12 protein-coding genes and 1 pseudogene are annotated in these 16,640 nt (G+C 64.5%); 2 read left to right on the forward strand and 11 right to left on the reverse strand.

Going from position 1 to position 16,640, the window contains the following annotated elements:
• Nucleotides 1–14 precede the first annotated feature (14 nt).
• Nucleotides 15–917: a LysR family transcriptional regulator gene (locus DNK34_RS10425; RefSeq protein ID WP_131174754.1), complete on the forward strand. Its 903-nt coding sequence runs from the start codon at nucleotides 15–17 to the stop codon at nucleotides 915–917.
• Between the two features lie 91 nt (nucleotides 918–1,008).
• Here DNK34_RS10425 and DNK34_RS10430 read toward each other — a convergent pair whose 3' ends face one another.
• From DNK34_RS10430 to DNK34_RS10440, 3 genes are all read right to left on the reverse strand, one after another.
• Nucleotides 1,009–1,644: a hypothetical protein gene (locus DNK34_RS10430; RefSeq protein WP_131174658.1), complete on the reverse strand. Its 636-nt coding sequence runs from the start codon at nucleotides 1,642–1,644 to the stop codon at nucleotides 1,009–1,011.
• A 431-nt stretch (nucleotides 1,645–2,075) separates the two neighbouring features.
• Nucleotides 2,076–3,794, reverse strand: a complete 1,719-nt coding sequence (locus DNK34_RS10435) for an MFS transporter (protein WP_207401589.1) — start codon at nucleotides 3,792–3,794, stop codon at nucleotides 2,076–2,078.
• Complete coding sequence (locus DNK34_RS10440; protein ID WP_131174659.1) at nucleotides 3,791–5,020, reverse strand: MFS transporter; 1,230 nt, start codon at nucleotides 5,018–5,020, stop codon at nucleotides 3,791–3,793. The genes DNK34_RS10435 and DNK34_RS10440 overlap by 4 nt, the downstream gene beginning before the upstream one ends.
• A 123-nt stretch (nucleotides 5,021–5,143) precedes the next feature.
• On the opposite strand from DNK34_RS10440, the gene DNK34_RS10445 reads away from it, so the two are divergent.
• A complete protein-coding gene (locus DNK34_RS10445; protein WP_131174660.1) occupies nucleotides 5,144–6,073 on the forward strand; it encodes a LysR family transcriptional regulator in 930 nt (309 codons plus the stop codon).
• A gap of 471 nt (nucleotides 6,074–6,544) precedes the next feature.
• Here the strand turns inward: DNK34_RS10445 and DNK34_RS10455 are convergent, their stop codons facing one another.
• The 8 genes and pseudogenes from DNK34_RS10455 to DNK34_RS10490 all read right to left on the reverse strand — a co-directional run bounded on the left by DNK34_RS10455 (nucleotide 6,545) and on the right by DNK34_RS10490 (nucleotide 16,080).
• Nucleotides 6,545–9,262 carry an AAA domain-containing protein gene (locus DNK34_RS10455; RefSeq protein ID WP_131174661.1) on the reverse strand — a complete coding sequence of 906 codons (2,718 nt, stop codon included), beginning with the start codon at nucleotides 9,260–9,262 and terminating at the stop codon, nucleotides 6,545–6,547.
• 117 nt (nucleotides 9,263–9,379) lie between these two features.
• Complete coding sequence (locus DNK34_RS10460) at nucleotides 9,380–9,724, reverse strand: DUF3363 domain-containing protein (protein ID WP_207401590.1); 345 nt, start codon at nucleotides 9,722–9,724, stop codon at nucleotides 9,380–9,382.
• A 133-nt stretch (nucleotides 9,725–9,857) separates the two neighbouring features.
• Entirely contained in the window at nucleotides 9,858–11,438 is a 1,581-nt protein-coding gene (guaA, locus tag DNK34_RS10465; protein ID WP_131174662.1) for a glutamine-hydrolyzing GMP synthase, read from the reverse strand.
• 105 nt (nucleotides 11,439–11,543) lie between these two features.
• Nucleotides 11,544–13,013, reverse strand: a complete 1,470-nt coding sequence (guaB, locus tag DNK34_RS10470; protein ID WP_131174663.1) for an IMP dehydrogenase — start codon at nucleotides 13,011–13,013, stop codon at nucleotides 11,544–11,546.
• A 241-nt stretch (nucleotides 13,014–13,254) separates the two neighbouring features.
• Nucleotides 13,255–13,563 (reverse strand): annotated as a pseudogene (locus tag DNK34_RS10475) (sugar ABC transporter ATPase); the annotation flags it as partial.
• Nucleotides 13,564–13,761: 198 nt separating this feature from the next.
• Complete coding sequence (locus DNK34_RS10480; protein ID WP_131174664.1) at nucleotides 13,762–14,823, reverse strand: hypothetical protein; 1,062 nt, start codon at nucleotides 14,821–14,823, stop codon at nucleotides 13,762–13,764.
• 9 nt (nucleotides 14,824–14,832) lie between these two features.
• Nucleotides 14,833–15,297 (reverse strand): hypothetical protein, encoded by a 465-nt coding sequence (locus DNK34_RS10485; RefSeq protein WP_131174665.1) that lies wholly within the window; start codon nucleotides 15,295–15,297, stop codon nucleotides 14,833–14,835.
• 39 nt (nucleotides 15,298–15,336) lie between these two features.
• Nucleotides 15,337–16,080, reverse strand: a complete 744-nt coding sequence (locus DNK34_RS10490; RefSeq protein WP_131174666.1) for a hypothetical protein — start codon at nucleotides 16,078–16,080, stop codon at nucleotides 15,337–15,339.
• Nucleotides 16,081–16,640 lie beyond the last annotated feature (560 nt).

Raw genomic sequence — 16,640 nt, forward strand, 5'->3', positions numbered from 1 at the left:
TGAACGATGCAGCCATGCGAGACCTGAACGATCTCTACTACTACGTGCAGGTGGTGAATCACGGCGGCTTCGCCCCAGCCGGGCGCGCGCTGGGCATCCCCAAGTCCAAGCTGAGCCGGCGCATCGCACTGCTCGAAGAGCGCCTGGGCACACGCCTGATCCAGCGCTCCACGCGGCGCTTCACGGTCACTGACAGCGGCCAGACCTACTACGATCACTGCAAGGCCATGCTGGTGGAAGCCGACGCCGCCGACGAGGCCATCGCGCTGACCCATGCCGAGCCCTGCGGCACCGTGCGCATGACCTGTCCGGTGGCGCTGCTCGATGCGCGCATCGCCGACATGCTGGCGGCGTTCATGGTCGCGTACCCGCGCGTGCAGATCCATCTGGAGGAAACCAACCGGCGCGTGGACGTGGTGGGCGAAGGCATCGACATTGCCATCCGCGTGCGGCCGCCGCCGCTCGAAGACAGCGATCTGGTGATGCGCGTGCTCGCCGATCGCCGGCAGTGTCTGGTGGTTTGTCCGCACCTGCTGCAAGGCGGCATTCCCACCGTGCCCGCCGACCTGTCGGGTCTGCCGAGCATGGATCTGGGCCTGCCCCAGCACGAACATGTATGGAACCTGATCGGCCCCGACGGGACGCAGGCCGCCATCCGCCACCAGCCCCGCCTGATCACCCGCAGCATGCTCGCGCTGCGCACGGCGGCGGTCGCCGGCGTGGGCGTCGTGCAATTACCTTCGATGATGGTGCGCGGGCAGATCGCGCGCGGCGAACTGGTGCAAGTGATCCCCGGCTGGGCGCCGCGGCGCGAGATCATTCATGCCGTGTTCGCTTCGCGCCGGGGGCTGTTGCCGTCGGTCCGGGCGCTGGTGGATTTTCTGGCGGAACGCTTTCGGGAGTTGGACGAGGACTGAACGGCCCGGATGGCGTCCCGGAGGCGTTCGCGCGATACAGCGCAGCCTGCGGGAACCGGGGCGCGATCAACCGCTGTAGGCGGCTGACGGCTCAGTCACACTCCGGCACCTGGGCCATGGTCATGCCGCCGCCGAAGTTGGCGATGGGCCGCATCACCATGCGGCAGCCGCCCTCCTCGCCGTCATCGGCCGCGGCACGCGGCAGGTCGCGCGCGACGCGGTAGTCGAAGGTCAGGGTGGTGCCGGCGGGCACGCCGTTCTCGGCCGCCGCCACCGTCACCCGCATTTCCAGGCGCAGGTCGGTCGGGCTGGCGTTGCCCGCAAAGTGGAAGGTCCGCCCTGCGCTGGCCCCGCCACCGCTGATGCGGCCATCCGCGTCGATCCGTATCTGCACGTCCCCCGGATCGCTGCGCCAGCCGTCGGCATCGTAGCGACCGGAGACGTTGAGATCGGTCTGGCTGGCGGTGTCCGGCACCTTGCCCTGCAATTGCAGGGTGGCCTTGCCTGGCTCCGTACGCACCAGGTGCACGCTACCCCTGCCGTACAGAGTGCTCGGTTTGCCGCTGGGCGGCGCAACGTGAAAGTCGACCCGACCGGTGTAGGGGCGCTCGCCGAAACGTTCGAGTACATCCTGCGCCCCGGCGCTCGGTGCCAGGCTCAGCAGCACAGCGCCCAGTAGAGCGAGGCCGGCGGTGGCCGTCACCTTGCAGCGTGGGTAACGGAACATAGGGATTCTCCTTCGTCCATGGACAGCGCCTTAACCATAGCCAAACCTGCGGCGAACGCACGGCACTGGCGTCTCAACGCGATCCTTTACATCGTCGGACACGGGGCCGAGTGGGCTTCAGGCGTGTCTGCTCTCGATTCGACACGGTGTTCCTGCGTCATCGTCGCCCTCACCGTCGCTACACTGAGATTGTGTTAACGGACCCTCGATGTTCGGGCCAGCGCCATACTGACCTCCATTTATCCTTGCCTGCCCGATGCCCCTGTCAATGCGCACACGCGACCTGCCCCTGTCCGACGAAGATCTCCAACTGTTGCGTCGTTACCGCCGCGGCAGACCGTTTCAAGCGCTATTCGGCACCTGTCCGGGCGAAGCCTCGGCCTCGAAGAGCGTGGCGGGAATGCCGTTGACGTGCAGGACACGGGCTAGCGTCAAGCCGCCAAGGCCCATGTCTCGAGCAGGTTTTCAATACGGATGGGCAGCTCGCGCACACGTTTGCCTGTCGCGTGGTAGACGGCATTGGCGATGGCCGGGGCGACACCGACGATGGAAAGTTCACCGATCCCTTTCGCACCGAGGGGATTGACCGCCGAATCCTCTTCTTCGAGGAAGTGCGTTTCGAGCGAGCCGATATCGAGGTTCACCGGCACCAGGTAATCGGCCATGTGGGCGTTGACCGGAAGCCCGTTGCGCGGATCCAGTACCGTGCGCTCCATCAGGGCCTGCCCGATGCCGCCGACCATGCCGCCGATGCATTGGCTGGTTGCCAGGCGCGGATTGATGATCCGCCCCACGCCATAGACGCCGACCAACCGGCGGACCCGGACCGTGCGGACGTCGGGATCGACGGCGACCTCGGCGAAGAAGGCTCCAAAGCCATACATCGAGAACCTGCTCGCAATGTCGGGCGATCTTGCGGTCGACGCCCTGGACTGGATGGGCCCCTGGTTGCCGACGACATCGCGGTAGGTTTCGCCGGGCTCGGTTTCGCCACGGCGGCGCAACCGGCCCCCCGCCCATTCGAGCTGTTCGGTCGACATCCCGAAGAACGGCGACCGGCGATCGCCAGTCGCCTGCCTTGCCGCCTCGGCCTGGACGGCAAGACACGCCGCGCGAATCGCGGTGCCGACCGACGCCATGGTCCACGATCCGCCATGCGAGGGGGCCGTCGGCAGGTCCGAACGTCCCAGCGTGAAGCGCACCCGGTCCATGGGCAGGCCAAGGGTGTCCGCCGCGACCTGGGTCATCGACGTGTAGGTGCCGGGCTCCATGTCGGCGGTTGCGACCTCGATCTCCACCGTGCCATCCGGCATCAATCGCGCGACAGCGTCGGATGGCGCTTGCGCGGCCGATCGGGTGGTGGTCGCTACGCCCCAGCCGATCAGGAGCCGACCGTCGCGCATGGACCCTGGCATGGGGTCCCGGCGCGCCCAGCCGAAGCGTTCCGCGCCAAGATCGAGGCACTGCAGGAGCGAGCGGCTCGAGAACGGCCGACCCGAACGCTCATCCATCTTCGGCTCGTTGCGCCGGCGCAGGTCGATCGGATCGATGTTCAGGGCGACGGCCAGCTCGTCCATGGCGCATTCGAGCGCATAGGCGCCGCTGGCCTCGCCTGGCGCGCGCATTGGCGTCGGAGTGGAGGTATCGGTGGGCACGATCCGGTAGCGGGTGCGAACGTTCGGGCAGGAATAGAGAAACTCGGACTGGTTGGTGATGCCCTCGAAGAACTGCTCGTAGCGGCTCGTCTCGGCGAAGGCTTCGTGGATGATGCTCGTGAGCCTGCCGTCGGCGGTGGCGCCAAGTGCGACGCGCTGGTCCGTGCGCGGCCGGTGCAGCAGCGCCGACGGCACACGCAGCGCCAGCAGCACGCCGAAGCTGGGCGCCCAGGCCGACAGCAGGCTGCACAGGCTGAAGACCAGCAGCGAGGCGGTCAGCGCCTTGCGCCGGTCGAAGCGCGACAGCCACAACACCATGGCCGGCCCGCAGACCGCGACCACGCCCGCGAACAGCGCCACCAGCCAACCGGCCTGTGCGACCGTGATGCCGTAACGCTCGACGACGGCCGGCAGGATGCCGACCACGCCGAACTCGACCGCATACAGGCCGAACAGGCCCAGTGCGATGAAGAACAGTGGCCGGGTGCCGTTCATGGCCGCGCCTCGGTCTGTCGATCGGGCATCGCCGGGCATGTACCGGCCGCCAGCGCCGGGTCGGGAAAGCCATGCCGTCTGGCGGCCCACACCACCACCAGCGTTGCCGCCAGCAGACCCAGCAAGGCAGGTGCGAAGGCGCCGACGCCGAGGCGTTCGAGCAGCACGCCGCCGACGATGCCGCCACCGGCAATCGCCGTGTTCCAGGCGGTGACCAGCATGGACTGCACGACATCCGCAGCGTCGCCTGTCGTTTTCGCCAGTGCCGTCTGGAACAGCGTCGCCGAGCCGCCGAAGGCCAGGCCCCAGGCGGCCACCGCCGCATACACCACGCCAGGCGCATCGCCCGCCACGCCGAGTGCCAGCGCGGCCAGGCCGAACACGAACGTACAGGCAAGCGTCAGCACACGCAGGTGGCGGTCGATCAGCGCGCCAACAATCCAGATGCCCAGCAGGGACGAGACGCCGAACACCAGCAGCACCAGATCCGTCCGTTCGGCCATGCCCGCCGCCGACAGGAACGGTGCGATGTAGGTATAGAGGATGTTGTGCGCCAGCACGAAGGCCAGCACCACAAACAGCACCGGGCGCACGCCGGGCACCCTGAACACCTGCCCCAGCGACAAGCGCTTGCCCGCCGCCTGGCCGGCGAAGTCCGGCAACTTGATGCGCACCCACACCATGAGCACCAGCGCCAGTGCGCTCATGATGCCGAAGCACATCCGCCAGCCCAGCAGATTGCCAAGGAAGGTGCCGGCCGGCACGCCCAGCGACAGCGCCAATGGCGTGCCGACCATCGCAATGGCGATGGCCCGGCCCTTCTGATGCTCGGGCACCATGCGCGCGGCATAACCCGCCAGCAGCGCCCACAGCAGCCCGGCCGACACACCCGCCAGGAAGCGCGCCACCAGGGTCAGGGCATAGCTGCCGGAGAACGTGGTGACGGTATTGGCGACGACGAAGCCCGCGATGGCCGCCAGCAGCAACGGGCGGCGCCGCACGCCCTGCGTGGCGGCGGTCAACGGAATGGCCGCCACCAGCGAACCGATGGCATAGATCGTAACGGTCTGACCGACCCAGGCCTCGGACACCGCCAGGCCCTGCGCCATCTGCGGCAGCAGACCGGCCGGCAGCGCTTCGGTCAGGATGGTGATGAAGGCCGCCATGGCCAGCGCCAGCAGCGAGGCCAGCGGCAGGCGGTCATGGGCCGTGGTGGAATTCGTCATGGCAAGCGCCTCGATTCAATGGGCAATGCCGCGACGATAGAAACCTCTCGATTAAAGAAAAAGCAGGCTACAGTTCCTCGATGTGCGGAACAAAGTGTCCGCAATTGCGAGAGGAACCGATCAATGGACAGCCTGAATGGCTTCGTGGTGTTCGTGCAGGTCGCCGAAACGCGCAGCTTTGTCGCCGCCGGCCGGCTGCTGGGCGTGTCGGCCTCGGCCGTCGGCAAGAGCGTGGCGCGGCTGGAAGAGAAGCTGGGGGTGCGCCTGTTCCACCGCAGCACGCGCAGCGTCACGTTGACCGCCGAGGGCACGCTGTTCCTGGAGCGCAGCCGCCGCATCCTGGCCGAGATCGAGGCGGCGGAACTGGAGCTGTCGCAAGCCACCGCCGCACCGCGCGGGCGCCTGCGGGTGAGCCTGCCACTGGTCAGCTCGCTGGTGCTGCCAGTGCTCGGCGAGTTCATGCGCGAGTACCCCGAGATCGAGCTGGACCTGGACTTCACCGACCGGCTGGTCGATGTCATCGAGGAAGGCTTCGATGCCGTGGTGCGTACGGGCGAACCGGCCGACTCGCGGCTGTCGGCCCGTCGTCTGGGCTCCTTCCAGATGCGGCTGGTGGCCTCGCCGGACTACCTGGCACGCTGGGGTACACCGCGGACACCGGCCGATCTGCGGCAGCACAGCTGCCTGCACTATCGCTTTCCCAACAGCGGCAAGCTGGAGATCTGGGCGCTGCGGCAAACGCCCGGCGAACCCGAGTTGCAACTGCCCACCTCGATGATCTGCAACAACATCGAGACGCGCGTATGTTTCGCACTGCAGGGACTGGGGATCGCCTACCTGCCGGACTTCGCCATCCGCGAGCCATTGGCCGATGGTCGACTCAAGCCGATCCTGGCCGAGCATGTGGAGCGCAGCGGGGTTTTCCATGTGCTGTGGCCGGCGAGCAAGCATCCCTCGCCAAAGGTCCGGGCGCTGGTCGATTTCCTGTGCGCACGGGTGTTCCCAGCCACGAAGAGCACGACACCCGAACCCAGAAGTCAGCGCAATCGATAACGAGGCGTGGCCCATGCCGCCTCCTGAGCTCAGTGCTCTCGAACAGCGCTCGAGAGCACTGAGCCTGCACCTGTCTCTCTTTGGTCCAGCCAGCCACTCCACACCGTCAGCAGCAGGCCAATGCCGACCATGATCGCGCGACCCACGGCGTCGCGCCCAGGCCCAGGCGGGAAACCCACCGATGACAGCGCCAAGCGCAATGCCGGCATTTGCCGCCGCCACGCTGATGGTGGAAGCGATGTCCACGTCATCGGCACGCCGCCCCCCGGAGAGCATTGCCTTCCAGGCCGCCAATGCACGCCTGAAGTACGAGGACACGCACATCGACGCCCGGGGCTGCTACCAGAGCCTCGCCCCGGACGGCCACTCTGCGCCAGGTCCCTCAATGAAGACGCCTTGACGGCTAGACGCGATGCTGCTCGGCCCCCATCTACGAGGAAACTGCCGAGGATGGGGCGCTCCGACGCCGCCTTACGCGCCGAGCACCGGGCTCGCCCACAGGGCGATAAAGTCGGCGATTCTCTCTTCGATGCGACTGTCGACGGTGCGCAGACGCAGGATGGGAATGCCGCTTTTCGCCAGGATGTCGTTCTTCAAGGCGTCCCGCGCCGCCTGATCGGGGCGGTCGTGGGAGCCGCCATCGACCTCGATTACCCCCACCGGGGTCTTGCCCACCTTGAAATAGATCACGAAATCGCAACTGGCGCGCTTCATGAAGGCCCGCTCGCGTTGCGTCAAATCCGGGTTGCTCGGTGATGCGACCTGATCCAGCTTGACCTGGTCGTGACACATCAACGCCTGGCACGACGGATCGGACAGCGCCTCGCGCAGCAGCTGCGCCACGATCTGCTCGGATCTGTAGCGTGAATCCTCGGGCCGCAAACGGGCGTTCAAGCGCGCCAGGGATTGGTCAAATTCCCGGTACAGCAGGTCGAAGGCCGATACCACGGGCGCGCGCACGATCTGCTCGTCCTGCGCGTAATAGGTGACGTAGCGCATCAGCGCCGCGATGTGGCCGTTATTGGCGGTGAACACCTCGTCGCCCGTCACCAGGGTGAAGCGGTGCTTGGCCCGCGATACCGCCACGTTGATCATGCGTGGGTCATCGACGAAGTCCATGCGCTTGCTCTCCTGGTTGTAGCGTTTCTTGTCCAGCACGGTGGAGAAGATGATCTCGTCGCACTCCCGGCCCTGGAACTTGTGCACGGTGTCCTTGGCGAAATCCGCCGGCAGGCGCGTACCGGAGAGGTTGACCTGATCCCGGAACGGCGCGATGAACCCGCGTCCGTCGCCATCCACGCCGATCGGCTCGCCCTCGTCGTCGAGCAGCTTGAGCAGGGAGTCCAGCTCACGCAAGTTGGTGTTCTGGCGGGCGTGGTTGCCCTTGGCGGTTACCACCAGGCGCAATGGCGCTTCGCCCTTGTCCTTGGTCATGGGCACCAGCGCGTTGTCGTAGAATTGCTGGTTGCAGAACTGGATGATCCTGGGATGGCAGCGGTAATGCTCTTTCAGCAGGGTTCTGGGCAGCGCCTCCTTGAACACGCCGATGCACGAATCGAGCAGGCTGTAGCGCTCGCAATCGTAGGCTTCGGCGGGCGCCGGCAGGCCCAGCTTCACGGGAATGTGCGCCAACTGGCGGTTGTCGCCGACGACGATCAGGTTCTTCGCACAGCCCAGCGCCAGAATGCCCGGCACGATGTCCTGCAACGAGGCCTCGTCGATGATCACGTAGTCGAGGATCGCCCCTGGCGCGATCGAGTTGACGATAGAGTGCGTGCCACTGCCCAGAACCGGGAAACGCCGCACGAAAGCATCGAACTGTTGCGGATGCCGGTACGTCTTGGCATCGAGGCTGTCCGACGGCCGCGCCTGACGGTGCAGATGCTGCTTCAGGTGGCGCATCGACGCCGTCTTCAATGCCTCCAGCAAGGCCTCGAAATTGCCGCGCGCCAACGATTCGCGGCACGCCTGCAGCTGCGCTTCCTTGTCTCGCAGCGCCTTGTCGTAATAGTGCATCTGCAGGGCATGGAAAACGGCCAGGCGCGCATCGCCCTGGGCGAATGGCTTGGCGCGGAAAATCCTGAAGTGAAACAGCAGCTCGATGCGGTCCTTGAGGCGGATGCGCTGCTCACCCAGATAGGCCAGGTAGGCCATCAGGTCCGAGGTCTTGCGCGGCGACAGTCCGTACTTGTCCAGCGAGGCGGCGGCCTGTACGCCGCTGTCTGCCTGCCATTGCTGCAGGTAGCGCCGCTCGATGCTCAGCTCATCGAGTTCGACCTGCAGTTGCGCCGCCCGATTGTGATCGTGCAAGTGCTGCTGCACGCGGGCCAGCAGGGCCTGAATCTCGTCCAGCGTCGGAGCGGGCTCGGGCTCGCTCGAAGGCCAAGGCGGCAGGTCGGCGAAGAAGTCCTTGCGGTTGTCCTGGTTGCCGAGTCTGGCGAACAGATGGCCCAGGCCGCATTTCTCCAGCTTCTCGTAGACGTTTTCCACCGCCGCATTGTTGTTGGACAGCACCGCCACCGTCTGTCCGCGCAGCAGGATATTGGCGAGGATGTTGAGGATGGTCTGGGTCTTGCCGGTTCCCGGTGGGCCCTCGATCACGCTGACCTGCGCGCGGAAGGCTTGCTCGACCGCCGCCAGTTGGCTCTCGTTCAGCCCGAACGGATAGATCAGCCCCTGGCCCGGCGCCAGCGCGCCGTTGCGGCCCGTGCAGTAGGCCTGCAAGGCGGTGTCGGTACTGGCGGGCAGTTTTTCCAGTTGGCGCACGACATTGGCGGCGATCTCACGGTCGGTTTTCGAAGTGGCGCGATCCTGCCGGGCATTCGCCACGGCTGAGAAATAGTGGAAGACCGGTGCGTCCTTCATCGCCGTCGGCGCGGTAAAGCCGATGCCGTCCATCTTGTAGACATAGGGTTTGTCGGCGTCCGGATAGTGCACGACGGCATACCGCTCGCCGTAGATCGTCGCCTTGGCGATGGGCGTGACGATCGTGCTGCCGGGCTTGGTCAGCAACATCTCGCCCAGCTCGCGGGTGGGAGAAACACGACAGTCGCTGAGCGGGCGCGTGTACGTTTTCTTGGAGGGGTAATAACAGGTCAGTTGCAGGGCTTCGTACTTGTCGCTCCAGTAAATCGACCAGTCGCTGATCCTGGCGGTCTTGTCCTCACCACCCATCTGAATCGAAACCATACATACCTTATCCGTATGCGCACGGCATCCGGCTGCGCCTCACGCCGAGTATCGAATGCCGTTATTTCTCCAATAAGGAACATCTTGCCATCATTGCGTGCAGGGCCGATAGCCGGCTCATGCAATTGGCCATCTGCCAATCTTCAGCACTCGCGACGGAATGCTGCGCGACTTTGGCCCGTGCGGGAGACGCAGCATCTGGCTTGAAGCTCGGGCGCTGGCAGGCCCAGGCTGTCGTCCAATCTCCCACGACATCCGGCCGCAGCGCACCGTCGCGGAGAACTGCTGCCCAGCCGCTGCTCGATCACCGACCGCCACGGCATGCGAGAAGCCCATGCCGCCATCGAGCATCGCGTAGCGTCCGCTGGCGAGCATGATGTCGCGCTGGTAGATACCGGCCACGCGCTGCCCGCGCCGCTGGGCCAGCCCTTGTTCTTCAAGGAAGCCGGCCCGCTGTTGCAAGGCTTGCTCGCCCCTCGGCCGCCACCGATCAGTTGCTGGTCGAGCCAGGTGGCTCCCCATCACGCCGTTATTTCAAATCAATCCGTTACGACGATTTTTCGATAGCTGGCGATAGTCCGCGAAGGACGTTCCGTCACTCCCACTCGATGGTCGCCGGCGGCTTGCTCGACACGTCGTAGGTGACGCGGGAGATGCCGTCGATTTCGTTGATGATCCGGCCGCTGACGGTTTCCAGCAACTCGTAGGGCAGGTGCGCCCAGCGGGCGGTCATGAAGTCGATGGTTTCCACCGCACGCAGGGCCACGACCCAGGCGTAGCGACGGCCGTCGCCGACCACGCCCACCGATCTCACCGGCTGGAACACCACGAAGGCCTGGCTGACCTTGTGGTACCAGTCGGCCTTGCGCAGTTCTTCGATGAAGATGTGGTCGGCACGGCGCAGCAGGTCGGCGTACTCCTTCTTCACTTCGCCGAGGATGCGCACGCCCAGGCCCGGGCCCGGGAACGGATGCCGGTAGACCATGTCGTAGGGCAGGCCCAGCTCCAGGCCGATGCGCCGCACTTCGTCCTTGAACAGTTCGCGCAGCGGTTCGACCAGCTTGAGGTTCATCTCTTCCGGCAGGCCGCCGACGTTGTGGTGCGACTTGATCACGTGGGCCTTGCCGCTCTTGGCGCCGGCCGACTCGATCACGTCCGGGTAGATGGTGCCCTGGGCGAGGAACTGGATGTTCTGCAGCTTGCTGGCTTCGGCATCGAACACGTCGATGAAGGTGCGGCCGATGATCTTGCGCTTCTTCTCCGGGTCGGCTTCGCCGGCCAGGTTGCCGAGGAACTGCGCTTCGGCGTTGGCGCGGATCACCTTGACGCCCATGTTCTCGGCGAACATGGCCATCACCTGCTCGCCTTCGTGCAGGCGCAGCAGGCCGTTGTCGACGAACACGCAGGTCAGTTGATCGCCGATGGCCTTGTGCAGCAGCGCCGCGACCACCGAGGAATCGACCCCGCCGGACAGGCCGAGCAGCACGTTGGCGTCGCCGACCTGCGCACGCACCTGGGCGATGGCGTCTTCGACGATGTTCGAAGCGGTCCACAGCGCCTCGCAGCCGCAGATGTCGAGGATGAAGCGCGACAGGATGCGACCGCCCTGCTTGGTGTGGGTCACTTCCGGGTGGAACTGCACGCCGTAGTAGCTGCGGCTGTCGTCGGCCATGCCGGCGATCGGGCAGCTCGGGGTGCTGGCCAGCAGGTGGAAATCCGGCGGAATCTCGGTGACCTTGTCGCCGTGGCTCATCCACACGTCCAGGCCCAGTACGCCATCGGCGTCGACATGGTCTTCGATGCCATCGAGCAGCTTGCTCTTGCCGACCACGTCGACGCGGGCATAGCCGAACTCGCGCAGATCGGAACCCTGGACGCGACCACCGAGCTGTTCAGCCATGGTCTGCATGCCGTAGCAGATGCCGAAGAGCGGCACGCCGAGGTCGAACACCGCCTGCGGCGCGCGCGGGCTGTCGGCCGCATGCACCGACTCGGGGCCACCGGCGAGGATGATGCCGCGCGGAGCGAAGGCGCGGATGGCGTCATCGTCCATGTCGAAAGGATGGAGCTCGCAATACACGCCGATCTCGCGCACGCGGCGGGCGATCAACTGGGTGTACTGGGAACCGAAATCGAGGATCAGGATGCGGTGGGCGTGGATGTCAGGGCTGGACATACTCGGGCTCTCACAAGAAAAGATTAAGCCACAAGCTCCAAGCTTCAAGCCGCAAGCAAAAGCGGCCGTTGACTTGTAGCTTGCAGCTAGTCGGCTGAGCTTCGCTCAGCCGACGCGATAGTTGGGCGCTTCCTTGGTGATCTGCACGTCATGCACGTGGGATTCGGCCATGCCGGCACCGGTGATGCGCACGAATTCGGGCTTGGTGCGCATCTCTTCGATGGTCGCGCAACCGGTGTACCCCATGGAGGCACGCAGCCCGCCCATCAACTGATGGACGATGGAGCCCATGGCGCCCTTGTAGGCCACGCGGCCTTCGATGCCCTCGGGCACCAGCTTCTCGGCGCCGGCGGAGGAATCCTGGAAGTAGCGATCCGACGAGCCCTGGGCCTGGGACATGGCGCCCAGCGAACCCATGCCGCGGTAAGCCTTGTAGGAGCGGCCCTGGAACAGTTCGATCTCGCCCGGCGCTTCTTCGGTGCCGGCGAGCATGGAACCGATCATCACGCAGGAGGCGCCGGCGACGATGGCCTTGGACAGGTCGCCGGAGAAACGGATGCCGCCATCGGCGATCAGCGGGATACCGGTGCCTGCCAGTGCCGCGGCGACGTTGGCCACGGCGGAGATCTGCGGCACGCCGACACCGGCGACGATGCGCGTGGTGCAGATCGAGCCCGGGCCGATACCGACCTTGACCGCATCGGCGCCGGCTTCGGCCAGGGCGCGGGCGGCGTCGCCGGTGGCGATGTTGCCGCCGATCACCTGGATGTCCGGGAAGGTCTGCTTGACCCAGCGTACGCGGTCGATCACGCCCTTGGAGTGGCCGTGGGCGGTATCCACCACCACCACGTCGACGCCGGCGGCGACCAGCGCCGAGACGCGGTCAGCGGTATCGGCGCCGGTACCGACGGCCGCGCCGACGCGCAGACGGCCTTGGTCGTCCTTGCTGGCCAGCGGGTAGGCCTTGGCCTTCTCGATGTCCTTGACGGTCATCATGCCCTTGAGGGTGAAGGCGTCGTCGACGATCAGGACTTTTTCGATGCGGTGCTTGTGCAGCAGCTCGCGAACCACTTCCTTGGTGGCGCCTTCCTTGACCGTGACCAGCCGCTCCTTGGGCGTCATCACTTCACGCACGGTGGCGTCCAGGCGGTTCTCGAAACGCACGTCGCGGGAGGTGACGATACCGACTAGGTCACCGTTGCTCAGCACCGGCACGCCGGAAATGTTGTGCAGGCGGGTCAGCTCGAACAGGTCGCGCACGGTGGCGTCGGCTTCGATGGTGATCGGATCCTTGACCACGCCGGACTCGAACTTCTTGACCTTGCGCACTTCGGCAGCCTGCTGCTCGACGGTCATGTTCTTGTGGATGATGCCGATGCCGCCTTCCTGGGCCATGGCGATGGCCAGGCGGGCTTCGGTCACGGTATCCATGGCGGCGGACAGCAGCGGAATGTTCAACTCGATGCCACGGGTGAGGCGAGTCTTGAGGCTGACGTCCTTCGGCAGAACATCGGAGAAACCGGGAATAAGTAAAACGTCGTCGAAGGTAAGGGCTTCTTGACTGATACGCAGCATGGCGGGGGCTCCCAGACGGGAAAATTGGAAGCGCGCCATTATACCCAGGCGGCCCTTGTCACTCAATGTAAAGAATCGATACAACGACAATTGCGCTGCCGACGACGCCCGGCACTCACTCGCCCTGTCTGCGACTCGAAGCTTGAAGCTTTCTTCCACAGACAGGGAACCGAATGAGATTAAAGCAGCCTGATCTATTCAGGCTCAGGGAAGAGCTCCCCTCTTTCAGCGCCTTCAAGCGCTATACCCTCACCTGCACCAGCGACACCGGATGACCCAGGCGCTCGGCGAACTCCTCGATGAACGCCGGCCGCAGGCGTGCCGCGGCCCAGTCGTTGAAGATGAAGCCCAGGTTGGAAAAAGCGCAGGGCTGCAGGAACAGGAAGCCGTTGATGTCGTCCTCGTGGCCGCACTCGGGGCAGGTGAAATTGTCGGTTTCCCCTGGCATCCACGCCTCCAGGCTGTCGAACAGCGCCTCGCCGACTTCCTCGCGGCACTCGGGACAACCGGCCTCCTCGAGAAAAGCCTCGGTCGGCGTGTAGACACAGCGTCGGTAACGCCCTCAGCCGGACCATTCTGGTTCCTCCTCAATCATTCTGCTGTCTTTAGATTGTGAGAAGAACAAGTACCTCATCACTGCTGATACGTTTCGCCCGCTCATAAATCCCGTTTCGATCACACCGTGCGTCTGCGCCGGTGAGGTCGATGGCAGCTTCACATGACGAGCGCGGGCGTGGCGATCGTGCCGTCAGGGAGTCGTTGGATCGGCCCGACGCGGGAGAGGCGCAAAAATGGCAGAGCCGTGATGATCCCTGGCGAGCGGCATCCGTTGAATGTCCGTCACCTGTTCGTTTTTCAGATCATATTGCACCCGAAGGGCAACGTCGCCCTTTCGGCAACGCTTTCCGTCGCGCGTGGCATGCGTGCATGCCAGCACATAGGTGCGGATCACATCCACCCGCTCCGGGTCGAGTTCGGTCTCCCAAAGCATGACAAAGGTTTCCAGAATCACATCGTCATGTTTTCGCAGAAAGCTCTCGGCTTCCTTCCCTATGGCTTTTTTGAGTTCGTCGTTGAGCGCGTAGAACGGCAGAAATCGCAATGCGCCAGCCTCGACGTCGGGCCGATCCAGGGAAAAAGTGACGGAATAAGCCGGGGCGCTTTGCAAGAAGTCGGGAACGGAGGCCTCGAAGTTCAGGGGATCGGGTGCTTGCGCTTTCCGCCCTGTGTCGTTGCTGCTGATGATGATCCTGATGGCGGAACGCTGGTCCCACCATGCCGAGTCGAGATACGCCGTCCGGAACGTCGTGACGCAGGCGGCGAGCGCGTCGACCACCTTGTGCTGGTTTTCGTTGGTCAGGCGTTGCTCGATGATCGGGACAAGACCGGACGTGCCGCCGTACCAATGTACGGCAAGAACGGGAATGCCGCAGTTTCGGAAGGTCGTATCGAGCGCGTTGATTTCCTGCCCAAAGGCGATGCCGCTGTCATAAGCCTTTCGCAGCCGCTCCTCGCATGGCGTTCCGAGCGTGCAATCGGCGGGGTTGCGGTCCATCGCGAAACGGATGCGGGTGACGGGATCGCCTTTGACAGCGAGCGTGACGTCATAGTAGCCCTTTTGCAGATGGGTGTCGTAGAGCTCGAGCTGACCCGGATAGATCGCTTCGGCCAGTTTCATGGCTGCTTGCCCCGCCTCTTCGCGCCCGGCCCCGCAACCGCTGGCGAGCGCCATCACGGCAATGACGGCCAATCCCCGCATCACCTGGCGCGCAATAGGGTTTCGGCGGCGGGTCGCGAAGAGGGCAATCATGGGCTTGTCTTACCGGGCCCGGTAGGAGAGGTTGCACAATTCGCCATTCTCAAACGCCGTCAGCTTGATGTCGTCGGTCCCGCCGGTCCAGTCGGTGATTGTGATGGTGCCCGCACTCATGCTGGTTCCAGGGCCATGTTCCTGCACCAGATGGTCGTGCAACGCCTTGCAGTCATCCGCCGAAACGGGGTTGATCAGGACAAAAGCCAGCCGGTCATCGGTGTCGAAGAGCAGGGAGACCGTCGTCGCGATGCCGGCCAGCCGGTAATCGGTCTTGACGAGCGGCGCATAGGTCGCATCCCCTTCCTCGTAGAGTTCGCTCGCCGCAGGCGCATGCGCCTTTGCATTCGCCAAAGCGGACAGCACCTCGTCGGGCGACATGCCCCATCGTGTCGTTTCCCAGTCCGCACGGGCAGGGAGGGCGGCGAGCGCCATCGCCATGATGCTCAGGAAGGCTGAGGGTTTGATTGGCATGGTCGGTTCTCCATCATGCTCATTCGCCGTTCGGCCGGATCATTGCGCCTGCGCGCGCTTCAGGTACTCCTCCTTCAGGAATACAGATGCGTCGAGATCCCGGTTGATCTCGTCCACGAGGGAGCCCATCTGCCGCGCTGTTTGCCCTGGGCCGCATTCGGCCGGAGGATCGGATCGGCGGCGTTCGGTCTCCGCGACGATCGCGTCCTGTTCTTCCTGCGGAAGGAAATCGGGAATGCTGAGGGCCTCCTGTGTATCCACCCGGTAACGGCCCCCGTGGCACAGGTCGGCATAGTCCATGTGGGAACGCGTATAGATGATCATGAGGACTTTATTCCTGCGCAGCGCCCCGGAATAGCCTTCGGCAGTATCGGGTCTAACGAGGATCTGGGGCCGCGCATCCGGCCCGAGCCGCGTGTACGTGAGCTCGGGCAGGTTCCGGTCTGGCAGCAGCCAGTCCCAGGGGTCTATCCGCACGACATCGAAAGCGGCAACAACCTGAACGACGCCAAGCAAACCGGCCAATGCCCCGAGCGCCTTTCGCGCCACGCTGCCGGATGCCGAAGGCTTCAGGATCGACAAAGCCATGCCGACGGCAACCAGGCCCAGAACGACGCCGAGGATGTTGAAGCGGTTGTCCGCCGTCACGACGCCGTTGACCCGGACCGTGTCCTGCGACCCGAGAAAGACAAAGAACGGGATGATCGCAAGAATGATGGCAATGAGAGGTTTCTTCAAATGAGACATTTCATATTCCAGCAGTAACAGGCCTGTCTCGGCCATGTGAGGCCTTCAGATCATGAATGATCAGGGGCAGATACCCTGCTTCTTGAGCTTCTGGTGGTAGGCCATGCCCTGTTTGCGGGCGTAGGCAACCGCCGCCGCCCTTCCCGCTGCATGATCCGCATGGCCTGTGCTTCCATCCTGCGGCGCTCGGCAGGGGGCATGGAGTCGGCGGAGCAAGCCGGCTTCGACGCCTTGCGGTTTGTCGGGGTATTCTTTCGTGACGCAGGTTTCGTTCTCTGGCTGTTCTGGTGGTCCTGCAGCCGGTTCCACCGCTGGGTATCCAGATGCCGGTCCAGAGTGTTCATGTCATATGCCATGCCGCGATCGATGAACGAGAACAGGGCAAAAACCGTGAGCGAAACTATTCCCAATCTGTATGACGTCATTGCTGATCTGCTTTTCCACCCGTGTTCGCGATGTTCGGAACAATGGCACATCTTGTAACCGTCGCCCTGACCCTTGATGATATTTCGACGTTTGGAACTGTAACGACCTTTGCCATTTGCGACTTTTTTTTAAGGAAATTGCAAGTGGCCACCAAGTTTGAGAGTTTCGTC

The sequence above is a fragment of the Phytopseudomonas dryadis genome, from assembly GCF_004327355.1.
GTDB classification, from domain to species: Bacteria; Pseudomonadota; Gammaproteobacteria; order Pseudomonadales; family Pseudomonadaceae; genus Aquipseudomonas; species Aquipseudomonas dryadis.

Coding starts and splice junctions, on each gene's coding strand:
- DNK34_RS10425 (WP_131174754.1), top strand. CDS start 15: ATGCGAGACCTGAACGATCTCTACTACTACGTGCAGGTGGTGAATCAC.
- DNK34_RS10455 (WP_131174661.1), bottom strand. CDS start 9,262: ATGGTTTCGATTCAGATGGGTGGTGAGGACAAGACCGCCAGGATCAGC.
- DNK34_RS10430 (WP_131174658.1), bottom strand. CDS start 1,644: ATGTTCCGTTACCCACGCTGCAAGGTGACGGCCACCGCCGGCCTCGCT.
- guaA (WP_131174662.1), bottom strand. CDS start 11,438: ATGTCCAGCCCTGACATCCACGCCCACCGCATCCTGATCCTCGATTTC.
- DNK34_RS10440 (WP_131174659.1), bottom strand. CDS start 5,020: ATGACGAATTCCACCACGGCCCATGACCGCCTGCCGCTGGCCTCGCTG.
- DNK34_RS10490 (WP_131174666.1), bottom strand. CDS start 16,080: ATGGCCGAGACAGGCCTGTTACTGCTGGAATATGAAATGTCTCATTTG.
- guaB (WP_131174663.1), bottom strand. CDS start 13,013: ATGCTGCGTATCAGTCAAGAAGCCCTTACCTTCGACGACGTTTTACTT.
- DNK34_RS10435 (WP_207401589.1), bottom strand. CDS start 3,794: ATGAACGGCACCCGGCCACTGTTCTTCATCGCACTGGGCCTGTTCGGC.
- DNK34_RS10480 (WP_131174664.1), bottom strand. CDS start 14,823: ATGATTGCCCTCTTCGCGACCCGCCGCCGAAACCCTATTGCGCGCCAG.
- DNK34_RS10445 (WP_131174660.1), top strand. CDS start 5,144: ATGGACAGCCTGAATGGCTTCGTGGTGTTCGTGCAGGTCGCCGAAACG.
- DNK34_RS10485 (WP_131174665.1), bottom strand. CDS start 15,297: ATGCCAATCAAACCCTCAGCCTTCCTGAGCATCATGGCGATGGCGCTC.